This is a genomic window from Mesorhizobium sp. RCC_202 (assembly GCF_041355295.1).
Lineage (GTDB): Bacteria > Pseudomonadota > Alphaproteobacteria > Rhizobiales > Rhizobiaceae > Mesorhizobium.
In genome coordinates this window covers 129176-144285 of the sequence record NZ_JBFUPO010000013.1, presented here as the reverse complement: position 1 = coordinate 144285, position 15110 = coordinate 129176, and the positions used below count along the sequence as shown (strand labels likewise).

The window sequence follows — 15110 nt, the reverse complement described above, 5'->3', positions numbered from 1 at the left end:
AAACGGCGAAGCGCTCTAACTCTTTGTTTTGACGCAATTCCGGACGGAAAACCGCTCACACTTTTCCTGGAATTGCTGTAGTTAGATCGCCCACCTCACAACAGCCCCGACGCGCGCGCGGCCGCCGCCGCCTCGCCGCGCGAGATGACTTCCAGCTTCTCCAGCACCGCCGAAACATGATGATCGACCGTCTTGGGCGAGATGGTCAGATGCGCGGCGATCTTTTTGTTGGAAAAGCCCCGCTCCAGAAGTTGCAGGACTTCCATCTGGCGTTGCGTGAGGCCCGCCTGATTTGAGCGCGTCGCCTGCCTTGGTCCGCGCGCAATGTGGATCAATCCGCTCTGCCGCATAAGGCCGCGCGCATGCTGCGCCATCGGTCTTGCGCCAAGTCCTTCCAGAATGCCGAGCGCCTTGCGCTGCGCCGCTTCATCGCCCTGCAGCAAGGCGAGCGCCTGCTCGAAGCTCGCGCCCATGTCCGCCCAGAGTGCGGCGGCGCCGCGCCAGTCGCCGGCGAGCTGCAACCGGTGTGGCTCCGCCATGCCGGCAGTGTCCCCGGGATCGCTGCCCGGCAAGAGCATCTGCCGCCATATCGCCAGCTCGCCGAACACGGCCCTGGTCGGCGACAGGGTCTCGGCGAGATCGATCAGGCGTAGCGCCTCGTCTCTCTCGCCCTGCTCCAACCATGCACGTTCCGCCATCACCGCCGCATAGGACACCAGCCGCTGCACCTCCATGCCCTTGTCCAGGAACCGCTTCATCTCGTCGAGCACTTGTTCCGCCGAAGGGTCGCCGCGCCTGATGCGCAGCCGCGCCAGCGCCGCCAGCGCCGGATAGCGCACCAGCGCCGTCGCTGCCTCGTCGTCGATGACCTCATGCGCGATTGTCGCCGCGTCGTCCCACAGGCCGCGCCGTAACAAGAGCTGCGCCTGCACGCCGCGCATGTAATCGCGCCAGGTCGCCAGATCGTTCTCGACGCAATAGGCGATGCCTCGCTCGAGGAATGACTGCGCTTCGCCAAGGGCCAGCCGATTCATCTCGAGGCAGGCGCTATTGGTGAAGGCGCGCGCCGCGTGCTCCTGGAAGTTGTCCTCCAGCGCGATGTCGAGGCTGCGGGCGAGGTCGCGCTGGCCCTTGGCAAGGTCCAGCCATTGCCCGGCGGCGCCGAGATTGTTCAGCGCATGGCACAGGATGTCGCGCCTGTTCAACCGCTCCGCCAGCTCGACCGCCTTACCCCCGAAAGACACCGTTTCGTCCAACCTTTCGGCCAGCATCGCCAGTTGCGAGAGGTTCGAATAGGCCATCGCCAGCTCGGCGCTGTCGGGCGCCGTTTCCAGAAGCGCGACGGCCTGCACCCCGAACCGGTCGGCCGCCTCGCGGTCGCCCAGAAGATAGGAGAAGCGCGACAGGCATCGGAGGCTGTCGCCCTCTTTCAGCCGGTCCCCGAGCGCCTGTCGCAGCCGGCGCGCCTGGCTCTGGGCTTCGATTGCCGCATCGATGCGGCCGATCAGGTGGCATTCGAAGGCGTGGCCTTCATGAAGCTCCGCGCGGCTCTCCATCGGCATCCCGTCGCAATAGCGCAGGGCGACCTCGTAGTAACCGGCCGCGTCGCGGTGCGCGCCGAGGCGGGATGCCTCGCGCGCGGCGAGCGGCGCCAGTTCGCGCACCGCCGCCAGGTCCTGCGCCTCGACCGCGTGATGCACCAGCTTTGCCGTGGCGACGTCCTGTTTTTCCTGCAGCGCGGCAAGCGCGCGCTGGTTGTATTCGCGCCGCAGGCTCGGCGTCAGCGCCATCTCGATGGCGCTGCGGGCGATCTCGTGACGGAAGGCGTAGCCGTCGCCGAGATCCTCGAGCAGACCATGCGAGACGCATTCGGCGAGCTGGCCGGCCGCCGCGATCCCGCATAGGCCGCTCAGCGCCCAGGCATCGGCGCGGCGCGGGAACACCGAGACCGCGTCGAGCATCGAGCGGGCGCCCGGCGACAGGCGTTCGGCCCGCGCCAGGACGGCATCGCGCACGCTCGCCGGCAAGGCGGTATCGCTTTCGGCTGCCAGCAATTCGGTGACGAAGAAAGCATTGCCGGCCGTCGCGCGGTAGATGGCGCCGCCATCGCGCTCGGCCGCCCCGGCCAGCGACTTGACCGCCGTTTCGCTGAGCAGCGGCACCTCGACGCGCTGGACGCTGCCGGCTGGTATCTCACCGAGCGCCCGGCGCACGCGCATCTGTCCCTCGCTGCGGTCGGTGCGGGCCGTGACCACAAGCAATATGTGGACGTTTGCAATCCGCCGGCCGAGGAAGCGGACAAAATCGAGCGTCGCGTCATCCGCCCAGTGCAGGTCCTCGATGATCAGCAGGCTCGGGCCTTTCGCCGCGAAGACGTCGAGCGCGTCGCAAAACAAGGGCAGCCGTTGCACTTGCTTCTCGTCGACCGCCCGCGGCAGTTCCCACTGTGCCTCGCGCGCGAGATCGTAGAGCGGCCCTAGCGGATCGGGGATCGAGAGATCCTCGCAGGCGCTGCGGAATATGGCGACATTCCCGCCGACACTGCCGGCGAAAGCCTCGACAAGCGCTGTCTTGCCGGCGCCGGCCTCGCCCAAAAGGGCCGCCACGCGGCCGTGGCCGCGCCCGGCTTGAGCCAGCAAATCCTCCAGCTGCCGCAGCTGCGCCTGCCGTTCCAGAAACATTCGTCGGTCTCTCTCAAGGATTGGGATTTTACCACGGCGGGGTGTCGACACGATAGGCCGGAAGAAAGCCCCTATAATGTGACTTTCCACACATTGCAGTGTCGCTCTCCACATTCAAACGTCGCCAACATAGGGAATCGTCCCGCCATATATGGGGAAAGGCTCCGATGCGTCTCCTTTGGCAACATGGTCTTGTCCGCCAGCGCTCGAAACCGGGCGCGTTTCGCTCGTGAAAGGAAATCCAATGCCTCGCTATCTGATTGAACGGACATTTCCCGACGGCCTCAACATCCCGATGAACGACGCCGGCGCCGACGCGCTGGGCGGCGTCATCATGCGCAATGCCGAGAAAGGCGTGACCTGGGTGCAGTCCTTCGTGACGCCGGACAAGGGCAAGACTTTCTGCATCTATGACGCCCCCTCGCCCGAGGCGATCCGCAGTACCGCGCAGAAGAATTCGCTGCCGGTGGACAAGATTACGGAGGTGCGCGTTCTCGATCCCTACTTTTACCGCTGATCCGGCGGGCGAACGGCACAGCGATGACCGGTTCATCCCTGTCGATGGCGGATCTGATGTCCTGCCGGACAGCGCGAGACTATCCGCCGTCGCGGATCGTCTCGCGCCACGGCGCGGCCTCGTGCGGCGGGCTTTGTCGGCGCTGCTTTCACCACTGCGAAACCGGCGCCGCCTTCGGCCGCCGCCGGACCCCTATCTGAGACGCGACATCGGGCTGGGCGAGCGCGAGATGCCACGCGAATACTGGGAATATTGGTGGCACGACCGGTGATCCACAGGCCGGATCGGTGCTTCATTCATTGACAACAGGCGCCCCGCGTCCCGGCCCGATCGGCCGGCCGCTTTTTTGCGCCGCAACGGAATTGGACAGAAAAATGAACATTTACAAATGGTGTCTCGTCGGCATTTCCGCCCCGACCCTTATGGTGATGGCCGGCGCCGCGACGGCTAAGACCGTCAATCCACTCGCCGAAAAGGTGCGTGCGCTCGACAGCCGCTTCGAGGACGTCGCGGCGGCGAAGGCGGAAGGCTATGCGCCGATCCCATGCGCCAGCGGCCTGACGGGCGGCGCCATGGGCATCCACTATGTCAACGCCGCCTATCTGAAGGACGACGCCGTCGACGTCGCCAAGCCGGAGGCGGTGATGTACGAGCCGATGGCCGACGGCACGCTGAAGCTGATCGCGGTCGAATACATCACCTCGAAGGGTCCGGCCTCGCTCGAAGGGCAGCTGTTCAATTTCAACACCGCGCCCAACCGCTACGGCCTCGGCCCGTTCTACGAACTGCATGTCTGGGCCTGGAAACGGAACCCGACCGGCGCCTTCGCCGACATGAACCCGAACGTGTCCTGTGATGCGATGAAGGGGATGTAGGACCATTTCCACGGAACATCGGACACCGGGCTTATGGCTGGCGTCCTGCCCTCCCCTTGGCGGGGGGAGGCGAGCGAAACGCTGGCGGCTCCCCTTGCCTTCGGGCAATCCCTGGCGTTCGCTCGCCTTTCGCGCCTTGCCTTTGGCTCCCGTGCACCCTACCCACCCACCCTTTCTTAAGGTGTTTCGGATACACCGAAACGCTGGAAAGAGGCGGAAAACGGAGAGTTGTGGGTGCGCTTTTCCGCGGCAACGACTGCCGGGCGGTTCCTGCCGCAGCGCTGGGCGCTGCGCATCGAGCCGCTGCTTGGCCGCATCGATGCCGTGCTCTTCACCGCCGACGAGCGCGGCGAAGCCGGGCGCATGTCGCTGATCGCCTTTTCGATCCGCATCATCAGCGCCTTCATCGCCTTTGTCAGCCAGGTGCTGATGGCGCGCTGGATGGGCTCGTTCGAATACGGCATCTCGGTGCTGGTCTGGGTGACGATGGTCATCGTCGGCAACCTTGCCTGCCTCGGCTTCCACACCTCGGTCATCCGCTTCATTCCTGAATACCGCGAGCGCGGCATGCTGGCCGAGCTGCGCGGCATCGTGCTGGCAAGCCGCCTGTTTGTGCTCGTTGCCTCGACGCTGATCGCGGGCTTCGGCGCGCTTGGCGTCTGGCTCGCCTCGGACTGGATCGAGAACTACTACGTCATCCCCTTCATCCTCGGCGTCATCTGCCTGCCGATGATTGCGCTTGGCGATCTCCTGCAGGGCCTGGCGCGCGCGAATTCCTGGGCGCTGCTGGCGCTCTCGCCCACCTATCTGGTGCGGCCGGTGCTGATCCTGGCATTCATGGCGCTGATGCTTGCCATGCACTACGTGCCCGACGCCAAGACCGCGATCTTCGCCTCGATCGCCGCCACCTATGTCACCACGCTTGGCCAGTTGATGGCCGTCACCTCGCGCATGGAAAAGAAAATCCCAGCCGGGCCGATGACGGTGCATTTCCCGCAATGGTTCCTGGTCTCGCTGCCGATCTTCCTGGTCGAGAGCTTTTTCTTCCTGCTCACCAATGCCGATGTGCTGATGGTCGGGGCCTATATGGACCCCAATGATGTCGCCGTCTATTTCGCGACGGTGAAGACGCTGGCGCTGGTGCATTTCGTTTATTTCGCGGTCAAGGCCGGTGTCGCCCAGCGTTACGCGCAGTTCACCCATGGCGAACCGTCGAGGCTTGCCGCCTTCGCCCGCGAAACGGTATCCTGGACCTTCTGGCCCTCGCTGCTGATGGCGCTCGTCGTGCTGGTGCTCGGCGAACCGATGCTGGTGCTGTTCGGTCCCGAATTCACCGCCGGCTATCCGCTGCTGTTCCTGCTCGTGCTCGGCGTCGTGGCGCGCGCCGCTGTCGGCCCATGCGAAAGCCTGCTGACGATGAGCGGCAACCAGAATATCTGCGCCGCCGTCTATGCCATGACGCTTGCCTTCAACATCGGCCTCAATGTGTTTTTGATCCCACATTTCGGCCTTTGGGGCGCGGCGATCGCCACCAGCCTGGCCATGGTGTTCGAGGCCAGCGCGCTGTCCTTCACCGTCTGGCGCAAGCTCGGCATCGTGATGGTGATCTTCGTGCCTGCAAACAAGGAAATCGCCTGATGGCAGCCATCCCGTTGCTTGAAGAGACGAGCGGCGGCCCTGCCGGCGCCATGGTTTCCAACCTTGCCGGCCTGGCGCGCGAGGCCGATCCCGCCCATATCGAGATCCTCGCCAACAACAGGCCGGAGCGGAAGCTTGCCATCTATCCGGCCTCGGCCGGCTTCGACCTCGTCGAAGAGCTCGATTACCTGTGCGCCCGCACCATCGAGCCCAACGTCTTCTTCAACCCGCGCTTCCTGGCGCCTGCCATGCCCCGGCTGGAGGATCGCGAGGTGCGGCTGGCGGTAATCCGCGACGGCGACGAATTCCGCAACCGTCTGCGGCTTCTGGTGCCGTTCTCGGTCGAGCGGCCGGCAATGCCGCTCGGCGTTCCGGTGATGCGCACCTGGTCGAGCCCGTTCGGTCCGCTCGGCACACCGCTCGTCGACCGCGACGATCCGATCGGCGTCATCGAGGATTTCTTCTCGATGCTCTCGCGGCCGCACCTCAAGCTGCCCAAGGTCTTCGTGCTGGCCGATATCCGGCTCGACGGCCCGGTGGCCAGCCTGCTCACGTCCTTTGCCGACAGCCGTGGCCTGAGCTTGGTCATCACCGGCAAGGCGGAACGCCCGGTGCTGCAAAGCGACGCCGATGGCGAGGACTATCTCAAGGTTTCCTTGCGCGCGCATCATTACCGCGAGTTCCGCCGGCTGAAGCGTCGCCTTGGCGACCAGGGCAAACTCGAGCATGTCGTGGCGCGCGGGCCGGACGAGATCCGCCACGCAATCGAAAGCTTCCTGACGCTGGAGGCGGCTGGCTGGAAGGGCCGTGAGCGCACCGCCATGGCGATCGACCGCTATCGCGCCGCCTTTGCCCGCGAGGCCGTCCACAGGCTGGCCGAGCAGGACATGTGCCGCATCCATTCGCTGACGCTGGACGGGCGCACCATCGCCTGCCTGGTCGTCTTCGTCGAGGCCGGCGTCGCCTATACCTGGAAGACAGCCTATGACGAGACGCTGGCCGCCTATTCGCCAGGCACTCTGTTGATGATCGAGGTGACCAAGCAACACCTCGACGACCCCAACATCGTCCTGACGGATTCCTGCGCGGTGCCGGATCATCCGGTGATGAGCCGGCTTTGGACCGAGCGCAAGCCGGTGGGCACGCTGGTGGTCGGGCTGACCCCGGACGCCGATCGCCTGGCCCGCCAGGCAGCCTCGCAATTGCACCTCTATCGCGAGACCCGCAACATGGCGCGCATCCTGCGCAACCGCATGAAGAGCCTGCTGAAAAGGCGCTAGATCAACGGCAAAACGCAAGCTATGGGTCGCGACGGCAATTTCGGCCGGCTTTCACGACAAGCAATCAGATGATCAGAACCTTTTTGCGCCACGCCTGGCCCTGTGCGGCTCTCCTGCTGATTGCGCTCCTGCCCGCTCGAGCCAGCGCCGACACCTGTCCCGAGGATTGCAGCGAGCCCACGCCGCCCATCAACATCTACAGGCATACCGGCGCCGGCCATCTCGGCCCGGCCACGCTGGGCGCGCTGCCGCGTGTCTATGTGCCCAACCGGTCCTCGAACAGCGTTTCGGTGATCGACACCACAACGCTGAAGGAAGTCGACAGGTTCTCGGTCGGCAGCAAACCACAGCACGTCGTGCCGTCGTGGGACCTGAAGACGCTCTGGGTCGCCAACAATGGCACCGGCAGGAACGGCAGCCTGACGCCGATCGATCCGATGACCGGCAAGCCCGGCCCGCAAATCGCCGTGGACGATCCCTACAACTTGTATTTCATGCCGGATGGCAGCGCGGCCATCGTCGTCGACGAAGCCCTGGAGCGGCTCGATTTCCGCGATCCCCACACCATGGCGCTGAAATCGAGCCTGCCGACACCCACTTGCCCCGGGATCAACCATGCCGATTTCTCTGCCGACGGCGCCTACGCGATCTTCACCTGCGAATATGGCGATGGCGGCCTGGCCAAGATCGACCTCAAGAACCAGAAGGTGCTCGGCCATCTCGACTTCTCGAAGATGGGCATGCCGCAGGACATCCGCCTGTCGCCCGACGGCAAGGTCTTTTACATCGCCGACATGATGAATGATGGTGTCTTCCTTGTCGACGGCGACAGTTTCAAGGAGATCGGCTTCGTCCCGACCGGCATCGGCACGCACGGCTTCGTCGTCAGCCGCGACGGCAAGCGGCTTTATGTCTCGAACCGCGGCTCGCACAAAATGGAGCAAGGCAAGGCCAAAGGGCCGGGCAGCGTGACGGTGATCGACTTCGCCACCCGCTCCGTCATCGCACAATGGCCTATCCCCGGCGGCGGCAGCCCCGACATGGGCAATGTCAGCGCCGACGGCAGGCAGCTATGGCTCTCCGGCCGCTTTGACGCCGAGGTCTACATGATCGACACGACATCGGGCGCCGTGACCAGGATCAGGGTCGGCGCAGAGCCGCACGGACTGACCGTCTGGCCGCAGCCCGGGCGGTATTCGCAAGGCCATACGGGGAATATGCGGTAGCGTCATTTAAATGGCCTGTCATCCGAAGCTCGACGAGCGAAGGATGTGCCGTTTTCAACTCGTCGTGTTTTCCTGTGGATTGGCAGACAAACCACTTTGAGGACGAAGTCCTTTTCAAGCCCCGGCCGATCCTGCGCGTCTCTTCCCTGCTGATGGTGCGCGATGCCGTTCTGGCGAGCGCGGGCGCGGCGTTGCTTCCGAAGCTTCTTGTCGCAGGCGATATCGAGGCGGGCAGACTCGTTTGCGGGGAACTCATGCCGGTCCGTCTGTGGAAATCTGGGCGCTGCAAAGCTCTCCGGAAATAATGCCAGCGGATCGGAGCTAAGTCGCTGGAGCCGCGCATCCGCTAAACGGGTGGGAGGGCGCTGGCTGGGGAAAAGCTGTACCGCGCGATTTGCCAGTGTTCATCGCCGGTCTTGCACAGAAGAAAGAGTTCATGGAAAATAGCCGGGGTGCCCTCGCCAGTCCTCCTGGGTGTGAAGATCCCGCTGGTATCCGTGCGAACGTAGGCCCATTCCGGCGACATCTCCACAAGTTCCTGGATTGTGGTCTGCACCTCGAAGCGGATGAGTTGGAAAGTGCCTTCGTAGTTTTCTCGAACGGCGTCGGTCCCTATGACGGCGGGTTGGAGAAAAGGCAACATCACCGGATCTTTGGAATAAAGGTCAAGTATAGCGTCGATATCGGCATCGTTCAGCGCCTGGAAATATGCAAGGATGGTTGCCTCGATAGCAGCGCGCTTTGGGTTGTTCGCAGTCATTTTGATGCCTTTCCATTATCTGCGAACCGGTACGGTCCGCCGGGGGTCGAGGAAAACTGGCGGTCGAGGTGTTGGGACTAACCTTTCAGGATCAGATTCTTCGCCCAGAGGGGGTGGAAGCACTGCTGGGACGCGCCGTCGTGAAGCGATCCGAGGTCCATTGGTGCGAAGCCCAAATCGTCTATCAGGGCGGAGACTGCCTTGCGGGCTCCAGGATCATCTCCAGACAGGAACACCACACGGCGCCCGCCATCTTCTTCGGGGCTCTGCGCCAGAATTGATGCGGGTATTGTGTTGAAGGCCTTGACCACCCGCGCTCCACTTAGGGTCTCCTGAACGATGCTTGAGGAGAATTTTCCGCCCAGGTCAGCCGGGGTGAAATCGGGAAAGTCGATCGCGTTTGTCGGGTCGACGACCGTTCTCCCGTCCCAGTTCGTCATGGAAGCAAGTCCGGCAATTTCCGAAAAAGGGATCGCCAGGATGACGGTCTGAGCCTTGAGCGCGTCCTCAAGTGAACTCGCAGTCACCGTCGGCCCAATCGCCTTGGCTTGCGGCGCGATCGCCTCGGGCCCCCGCCGGGCCGCAACGGTGACTGGAATGTTCTTACGGGCGAATGCCCGGGCGAGCGCCTGGCCGATGGCGCCAAATCCTACAATCGCATAGCTCATGATATCCTCCGGATCGCTGCTTGAATTGGAAATACCAGTGCGGGCGCAAGGCACATCTGACTTGAAGCGCGCATCTACGTGGCGAAGGAACCAATTAGCTTTGGTCCTTCGCCGAGCCGCTCACGCGTGCCGAGATGCTTATGCGATTGTCCGAACGACACCGCCGTCGACACGCAGGGACGTGCCTGTCGTTGCCGACGCCTGCTCCGAGCAGACATAGACGACCAGGTTTGCGACCTCTTCAGTCGTTGCGAAGCGCTTGATGAGCGTTGACGGGCGCGTCGTTTTGAGAAACTGCTGCTCGGCTTCCTCTTGCGTAATGCCTTGCGCCTCCGCTGCCGCCTTCATCCAACCGCCCATGATCTCCGAATTCGTCGGACCAGGGAGGACCGAATTGACGGTGACGCCGGTACCGGCAACTGTCTCGGCCAGGCCCCTTGCAACGGCAAGCTGAGCAGTCTTGGTCATGGCGTAGTCGATCAAGTCCACGGGGATTGCGAGCGCGGACTCGCTACTGATGAAGACGACGCGACCCCAGCCGCGCTTCATCATGTTCGGTACATAGTGACGCGAGGCGCGAATGCCGCTCATGACGTTGAGCTCGAAGAGATCGGTCCACTCGCTGTCGCCAATTTCGAAGAACGGCTTCGCACGCCCGGTTCCCACATTATTGACGAGAATGTCCGCATCCGGCGCCCGCGCGAACAAGTCTTCTGCGCCTTCCGGGGTCGCAAGGTCGGCGACAACACCGGCGAACTCACCTTTCGGGAAAAGCGCGCGCAACTCGCGAAGCGTTGCCGCGACCCTATCCTCGCGGCGGCCGTTGATGACGACCGAGGCGCCCGCGCGCGCCAGCCCTTCCGCAATGGCCCGACCGATGCCTGCGGTGGAGCCGGTGACCACCGCGTTGCGGCCGGTAAGATCGATATGCATGACACATTCCCTTTCAAGCGTTGGCGTATGGCCTCACCTAGGTCATGTGAAAATCATTGATAATATCGCTTTTTTCCATAAGATTGATGCTTCTGGAGAATGAAATGGATCGCTTTCACGAGTTGAGCGCCTTCATCGCGGTGGTCGAATCGGGCGGCTTCTCCGCCGCCGCACGTCGAACCGGCGAGTCACAGCCCAGCGTCAGCAAGGCAATCGCAGCGCTCGAGAAACGCCTTGGCGTGGCGCTGTTCAACCGAAGCACACGCAGCGTGACCCTGACGGATCAAGGGCAGAGATATTATGACCGGACAAAGCCGCTCATTGACGAGATGGACGATGCCGACAGCGAACTGACGAGCAGCACGCATAATGTCTCCGGTCTCATTCGGATCGCTGCAGCCTCTACATTCGGCCGCCTGCATATCCTCCCTCTGATCCCCGACTTGTTGTCCCGCCATCCCGGTCTTCAGGTGGACCTCATCCTCTCGGACTTCGTGCGAGACATGGTGGAAGATCGGATCGACCTGGCAATCCGGGTGGGGCCGGTCGAAGACCCGGATGCGGTTGTCCGGCGGGTGGTGGGCACTCCGCTCGTCTGCGTCGGATCCCGCCGCTACTTCGAGAAACACGGCATACCGAAGACCCCCGCCGAGCTGAGTGGTCACAACTGCCTTTTATACGGCGGCCTGACGGAATTGGCGAAATGGCCCTTCACGGGTCCGGACGGACGATTCAGCGTCCCCGTTCGCGGAAACCTGTCGTCCAACAGCGTCGAAACGATCCGTGCCGCGGTTCTGGCCGGTGTTGGAATTGGCCTGTTCGCCGAGGTTTCCCTTGCTGATGAACTCCGCCATCCCGATGTCATTACTATCCTCGGGGAGTTTATGAGCGATGTCAGAGATATAAGCCTCGTCTGGCCGAAACGCCGTTTCGTTCCGGCGCGCGTTCGGCAAGTGACCGATTTCTTCGTGGAGGCCATTCAGCGGCGAACCTAGAGCAATTTCAGGAAAAGTGTGAGCGGTTTTCCGCCTGGAAATTGCGATAAAACAAAGAGATAGAGCGGTTCGCCGTTTCCGTGAAACGGTGAAGCGCTCTAGCGCGACGGCCTCTTCCTGGCTGCGGGGTTCATCGGCGCGCTCGGCTTGCCCGACTACGACCCGATCAATGCTTCTTTCAATGCCAGGCCGTTCAACTGGGCCCCTCAGATTCGTAGTTAGAATCTGAAGAATGTTGCCGCCTCGCCGCGATTCGAACGCGGGCATTCTTCCGAGGGTCGCAGTCTGAAGTTACCGAAGCGAGCCGAGTGGATCCAAACGTCATGACACGGGAACGCCATGATTTGAGAAGTGGTGCGGGTGGTCGGGCTCGAACCGACACTCCTTTCGGAACTGGATTTTGAATCCAGCGCGTCTACCAGTTTCACCACACCCGCACATTTGCCGCCGATACTATCCTTCGCTCTCTGCACCTATGCTGCACCTAGAGCAAATTTCCAGTTTCGGAGCCCCAACCTCCTATTTCATCAACGCCTTGAAACCAAGACGTTTTCACTATGGTAGACAAACCCCTTTTTCAGTCGAGCGCGTCTACCAATTCCGCCATAGGGGGTTCAGGCCGGGCGGCCTGGATGGGCGCGGACTATACGGTTGGACAGCCCTTCGTCAACTGGCCTGTCGCCGATTTGGCGATCCCGACTGCGCACAAAGCTGGCCTTTTCGCCTTTGCGAAGGCGCAACCATTGTGCGGTGCGGAAAATCTTTCTAGAGAAGCAAAGTTAGGCCGCTCCGGTCGCAAAGGACGCCTGCGGCGCTTTGGGCCCTTGTTTCGCACGTCCCGCCAGCCGAAAACCGCTGCGCTGTTCGAGGCGCCATGGATTAGGAGAGCCGATGCTTCGCGGACTTTACGACTGGACGCTGTCGCTTGCGGCACGAAAATCCGCCGAATGGTGGCTGGCTTTCATCGCCTTCGTCGAAAGCTCCGTTTTCCTGGTGCCGGCAGACGTGCTATTCCTGCCGATGGCGCTATCTAAGCCGGAGCGCGCCTACCGCTATGCGCTGATCGCCACGGTCGCTTCGGTGCTGGGCGGCATCTTCGGCTGGTTCATCGGCCACTACGCCTATGAGGCCGTGGCCAAGCCGGTGCTCGAATTCTACGGCAAGTATGACGAGTTCGAGGCAATGCGCGCCTCGTCCGGCGTCGGCTTCATCATCCTGATGCTGATCACCTCGGGCGCCGCGCACCTGCCGCCGATCAAGGTGGTGACGATTCTTTCGGGCGTCATCGGCGTCAATCTGCTGCTGTTCATCGGGCTGGCGATCGTGGCGCGCGGCGCCCGTTTCCTGCTGCTTGCCTGGCTGCTTCGCCGCTATGGCGAAGAGATCAAGGAGTTCATCGAAAAGCGTTTGGGATTGATTGTCGGCGCCGGCGCCGCTGCCCTTATTTTGCTCTATATCCTCGTCAGATACGCCCACGGATAACCAACCCGAGCGGGACCAGCCCAGATGACAGCGACCATGACTGACGACACCGGACGCCAGCGGACGCGCGCCGCGCTGTTTCTCGCTGTTGCCATGGCTGCGACTGTCGGCTCGGCGCTCGCCTTCCAGTATATCGGCGGCTACATCCCCTGCCATCTCTGCCTCGAGCAGCGCACGCCCTACTACGTCGGCGTGCCGCTGATGGTACTGGCGGTGATCGCCTCGATGCTGCGCGCGCCGGCCTGGGTGACGCGTGGGCTGCTGGCGATCGGTGGCTTGCTGATGCTCTACGGCCTCTGTCTCGGCGTCTATCACTCCGGCGTCGAATGGCAGTGGTGGGCCGGCCCGACCGACTGCACGGCAGGCGCCGGCCCGGTCGACACCGGCGGCAAGGGCGTGCTCGACGCGCTCGACAAATTCGTGCCGCCGTCCTGCGACAAGGCGGCGCTTCGCATCCTCGGCCTGTCGCTCGCCGGCTGGAACGCCATCGCCAGCCTTGTGCTCGCCGCCGTCGCCTTCCGCAGCGCGCTCGCGCGGGACTGAGTTACCCGATAGCGCCGGCGCGAGATCGTTCAAAGAATTCGGCAGGCTGAGTCGACTGGCGTGGGTTTCGAGAACCGGAGCGGAGCGTACTTACGTACGTGAGCACCGGAAGCGCAGAAAGCCGCGCCAGGCGGCCAGCCTCGCGAATTCTCGAACGACTCAAGGTTCCAGCTCCACATCCCAGTATAGATAATCCATCCAGCTTTCATGCAGATGGTTAGGCGGGAACAGGCGGCCATTGTTGTGCAGATCGTGCACCGTCGGCTGGAATGGCTTCTGCAGCGGCCACATCTTGGCTTGGGCCGGCATCATGCCGCCCTTCCTGAGATTGCAGGGCGAACACGCGGCAACGACATTCTCCCAGGTCGTCGCCCCGCCGCGATGGCGCGGGATGACGTGGTCGAAGGTCAGATCCTCCGGCGTGCCGCAATACTGGCACTGGAAACGATCGCGCAAAAACACGTTGAAGCGCGTGAAGGCAGGATGCCTCGACGGCTTCACATAGGCCTTGAGGCTGACCACGCTGGGCAACTTCATCGAGAAGGTCGGCGATGAGACGGCGTGCTCATATTCGGCGACAATGTTGACCCGGTCGAGGAAGACAGCCTTGATGGCGTCCTGCCAGGACCAGAGCGACAAAGGGTAATAGCTGAGCGGACGATAGTCCGCATTCAGCACCAGCGCGGGGAGCCCATCCGGAGATACGGCAACCGTCACGTCTTGGCCTCCTTAATCCAGAACTGAACGGCGCGGATACTGTAAGCCCGACATGACAGGGATGTGAAGCGGATTGTCTCTCGCCGAAACCCGCAAAAATGCATAATTTTCAGGGTTTTTTTGTGATTTCCGCAGGGGGTGCGGCATCCCTGCCCTTCAATTCACGGTAGTAAGCCCAAAAAAGCCGCGACGCGACCCCTCGCCAGGGGTTCCATGATTCGGCGAGACGAATCAGCATTTTCTCGGGCGGGCGTGGGTCGATGCCAAGCGCGTGGCCGACCGCTGTCTGCAGCGCGACGTCGCGCGCGGGGAAGATGTCGGGATGGCCGGCGGCAAACAGAAGATAGACTTCCGCCGTCCACGGGCCGATGCCCGGCACGGCTATCATCGCCGCGATCGCCTCCTCGGCGTCGAGCGAGCAGAGATGGTAAAGGTCGAGCCCGCCGGCCACGGCTTCAGCCACCGCAAGCAGCCCGCGCTGCTTCGGCCGCGACAGCCCGGCCTCGCGGAAAATGTCTTCGCCGGCGGCAAGGATCGCTTCCGGCGTCAGCGGATCGACCAGCTTCGTCAGCCGCCCGAAAATGGCGTCGGCGCTCGCGCGCGACACCTGCTGAGAAATCATAATGGACGCAAGGCTCCTGAACCCCGGTTCCGACAGCCTGAGCGGCACCTCGCCGGCCATGCTTCGTACCGTCTCCAGTCGCGGATCGATGAGGCAGAGCGCGTCGAGCCCGGTCGCAATGTCGTCGAGCGAGGTGATGCGTTGCACGTTGCTGTTCCCAGGATCGTCGCAAA

Annotated in this window: 15 protein-coding genes and 1 tRNA gene; 9 read left to right on the top strand and 7 right to left on the bottom strand. The window is 63.0% G+C overall.

Features of this window, described 5'->3' with window-relative positions; genetic code table 11:
* Positions 1-95: 95 nt before the first annotated feature.
* Positions 96-2681, bottom strand: a complete 2586-nt coding sequence (locus tag AB6802_RS26075) for an AAA family ATPase (protein ID WP_371013071.1) — start codon at positions 2679-2681, stop codon at positions 96-98.
* Positions 2682-2925: 244 nt separating this feature from the next.
* Here AB6802_RS26075 and AB6802_RS26070 point away from each other — a divergent pair, with 244 nt between their 5' ends.
* The 6 genes from AB6802_RS26070 to AB6802_RS26045 all read left to right on the top strand — a co-directional run bounded on the left by AB6802_RS26070 (position 2926) and on the right by AB6802_RS26045 (position 8522).
* Positions 2926-3198: a DUF4242 domain-containing protein gene (locus AB6802_RS26070; protein WP_371013070.1), complete on the top strand. Its 273-nt coding sequence runs from the start codon at positions 2926-2928 to the stop codon at positions 3196-3198.
* A gap of 422 nt (positions 3199-3620) precedes the next feature.
* Entirely contained in the window at positions 3621-4073 is a 453-nt protein-coding gene (locus AB6802_RS26065) for a hypothetical protein (RefSeq protein WP_371013075.1), read from the top strand.
* A gap of 234 nt (positions 4074-4307) precedes the next feature.
* A complete protein-coding gene (locus AB6802_RS26060) occupies positions 4308-5711 on the top strand; it encodes a lipopolysaccharide biosynthesis protein (protein WP_371013069.1) in 1404 nt (467 codons plus the stop codon).
* Positions 5711-6991, top strand: coding sequence for a GNAT family N-acetyltransferase (locus AB6802_RS26055; RefSeq protein ID WP_371013068.1), 1281 nt, complete (start codon positions 5711-5713; stop codon positions 6989-6991). The genes AB6802_RS26060 and AB6802_RS26055 overlap by 1 nt, the downstream gene beginning before the upstream one ends.
* A 68-nt stretch (positions 6992-7059) precedes the next feature.
* Positions 7060-8217 (top strand): hypothetical protein, encoded by a 1158-nt coding sequence (locus AB6802_RS26050; RefSeq protein ID WP_371013067.1) that lies wholly within the window; start codon positions 7060-7062, stop codon positions 8215-8217.
* Positions 8218-8291: 74 nt separating this feature from the next.
* Entirely contained in the window at positions 8292-8522 is a 231-nt protein-coding gene (locus AB6802_RS26045) for a LysR substrate-binding domain-containing protein (RefSeq protein WP_371013066.1), read from the top strand.
* A 41-nt stretch (positions 8523-8563) separates the two neighbouring features.
* On the opposite strand, the gene AB6802_RS26040 is transcribed toward AB6802_RS26045, so the two are convergent.
* From AB6802_RS26040 to AB6802_RS26030, 3 genes are all read right to left on the bottom strand, one after another.
* Positions 8564-8977, bottom strand: a complete 414-nt coding sequence (locus AB6802_RS26040) for a nuclear transport factor 2 family protein (protein WP_371013065.1) — start codon at positions 8975-8977, stop codon at positions 8564-8566.
* Between the two features lie 77 nt (positions 8978-9054).
* Positions 9055-9645, bottom strand: coding sequence for an NADPH-dependent F420 reductase (locus AB6802_RS26035; protein WP_371013064.1), 591 nt, complete (start codon positions 9643-9645; stop codon positions 9055-9057).
* 138 nt (positions 9646-9783) lie between these two features.
* Complete coding sequence (locus AB6802_RS26030) at positions 9784-10578, bottom strand: SDR family NAD(P)-dependent oxidoreductase (protein WP_371013063.1); 795 nt, start codon at positions 10576-10578, stop codon at positions 9784-9786.
* 104 nt (positions 10579-10682) lie between these two features.
* Between AB6802_RS26030 and AB6802_RS26025 the strand changes: the two genes are divergently transcribed.
* Entirely contained in the window at positions 10683-11573 is an 891-nt protein-coding gene (locus AB6802_RS26025) for a LysR family transcriptional regulator (protein ID WP_371013062.1), read from the top strand.
* 352 nt (positions 11574-11925) lie between these two features.
* Here AB6802_RS26025 and AB6802_RS26020 read toward each other — a convergent pair.
* Positions 11926-12010, bottom strand: a tRNA-Leu gene (locus AB6802_RS26020).
* A 454-nt stretch (positions 12011-12464) separates the two neighbouring features.
* Here AB6802_RS26020 and AB6802_RS26015 point away from each other — a divergent pair.
* Positions 12465-13055 carry a YqaA family protein gene (locus AB6802_RS26015; protein WP_371013061.1) on the top strand — a complete coding sequence of 197 codons (591 nt, stop codon included), beginning with the start codon at positions 12465-12467 and terminating at the stop codon, positions 13053-13055.
* Between the two features lie 24 nt (positions 13056-13079).
* The gene (locus tag AB6802_RS26010; RefSeq protein WP_371013060.1) at positions 13080-13598 is read left to right on the top strand and encodes a disulfide bond formation protein B; all 519 of its coding nucleotides are present in this window, start codon (positions 13080-13082) and stop codon (positions 13596-13598) included.
* Between the two features lie 159 nt (positions 13599-13757).
* Here the strand turns inward: AB6802_RS26010 and AB6802_RS26005 are convergent, their stop codons facing one another.
* Together AB6802_RS26005 and AB6802_RS26000 are read right to left on the bottom strand one after the other, a co-directional pair.
* On the bottom strand, positions 13758-14315 hold the full coding sequence (locus AB6802_RS26005) for an HNH endonuclease (protein WP_140533775.1): 558 nt from the start codon (positions 14313-14315) through the stop codon (positions 13758-13760).
* 109 nt (positions 14316-14424) lie between these two features.
* On the bottom strand, positions 14425-15084 hold the full coding sequence (locus AB6802_RS26000) for a DNA-3-methyladenine glycosylase (RefSeq protein ID WP_371013059.1): 660 nt from the start codon (positions 15082-15084) through the stop codon (positions 14425-14427).
* Positions 15085-15110 lie beyond the last annotated feature (26 nt).

What these genes read in the sequence shown, in the direction of transcription:
- AB6802_RS26075 (WP_371013071.1), bottom strand. Translation starts at nt 2,681, where the DNA reads ATGTTTCTGGAACGGCAGGCGCAGCTGCGGCAGCTGGAGGATTTGCTG.
- AB6802_RS26070 (WP_371013070.1), top strand. Translation starts at nt 2,926, where the DNA reads ATGCCTCGCTATCTGATTGAACGGACATTTCCCGACGGCCTCAACATC.
- AB6802_RS26065 (WP_371013075.1), top strand. Translation starts at nt 3,621, where the DNA reads ATGGTGATGGCCGGCGCCGCGACGGCTAAGACCGTCAATCCACTCGCC.
- AB6802_RS26055 (WP_371013068.1), top strand. Translation starts at nt 5,711, where the DNA reads ATGGCAGCCATCCCGTTGCTTGAAGAGACGAGCGGCGGCCCTGCCGGC.
- AB6802_RS26050 (WP_371013067.1), top strand. Translation starts at nt 7,060, where the DNA reads ATGATCAGAACCTTTTTGCGCCACGCCTGGCCCTGTGCGGCTCTCCTG.
- AB6802_RS26040 (WP_371013065.1), bottom strand. Translation starts at nt 8,977, where the DNA reads ATGACTGCGAACAACCCAAAGCGCGCTGCTATCGAGGCAACCATCCTT.
- AB6802_RS26035 (WP_371013064.1), bottom strand. Translation starts at nt 9,645, where the DNA reads ATGAGCTATGCGATTGTAGGATTTGGCGCCATCGGCCAGGCGCTCGCC.
- AB6802_RS26030 (WP_371013063.1), bottom strand. Translation starts at nt 10,578, where the DNA reads ATGCATATCGATCTTACCGGCCGCAACGCGGTGGTCACCGGCTCCACC.
- AB6802_RS26025 (WP_371013062.1), top strand. Translation starts at nt 10,683, where the DNA reads ATGGATCGCTTTCACGAGTTGAGCGCCTTCATCGCGGTGGTCGAATCG.
- AB6802_RS26015 (WP_371013061.1), top strand. Translation starts at nt 12,465, where the DNA reads ATGCTTCGCGGACTTTACGACTGGACGCTGTCGCTTGCGGCACGAAAA.
- AB6802_RS26010 (WP_371013060.1), top strand. Translation starts at nt 13,080, where the DNA reads ATGACAGCGACCATGACTGACGACACCGGACGCCAGCGGACGCGCGCC.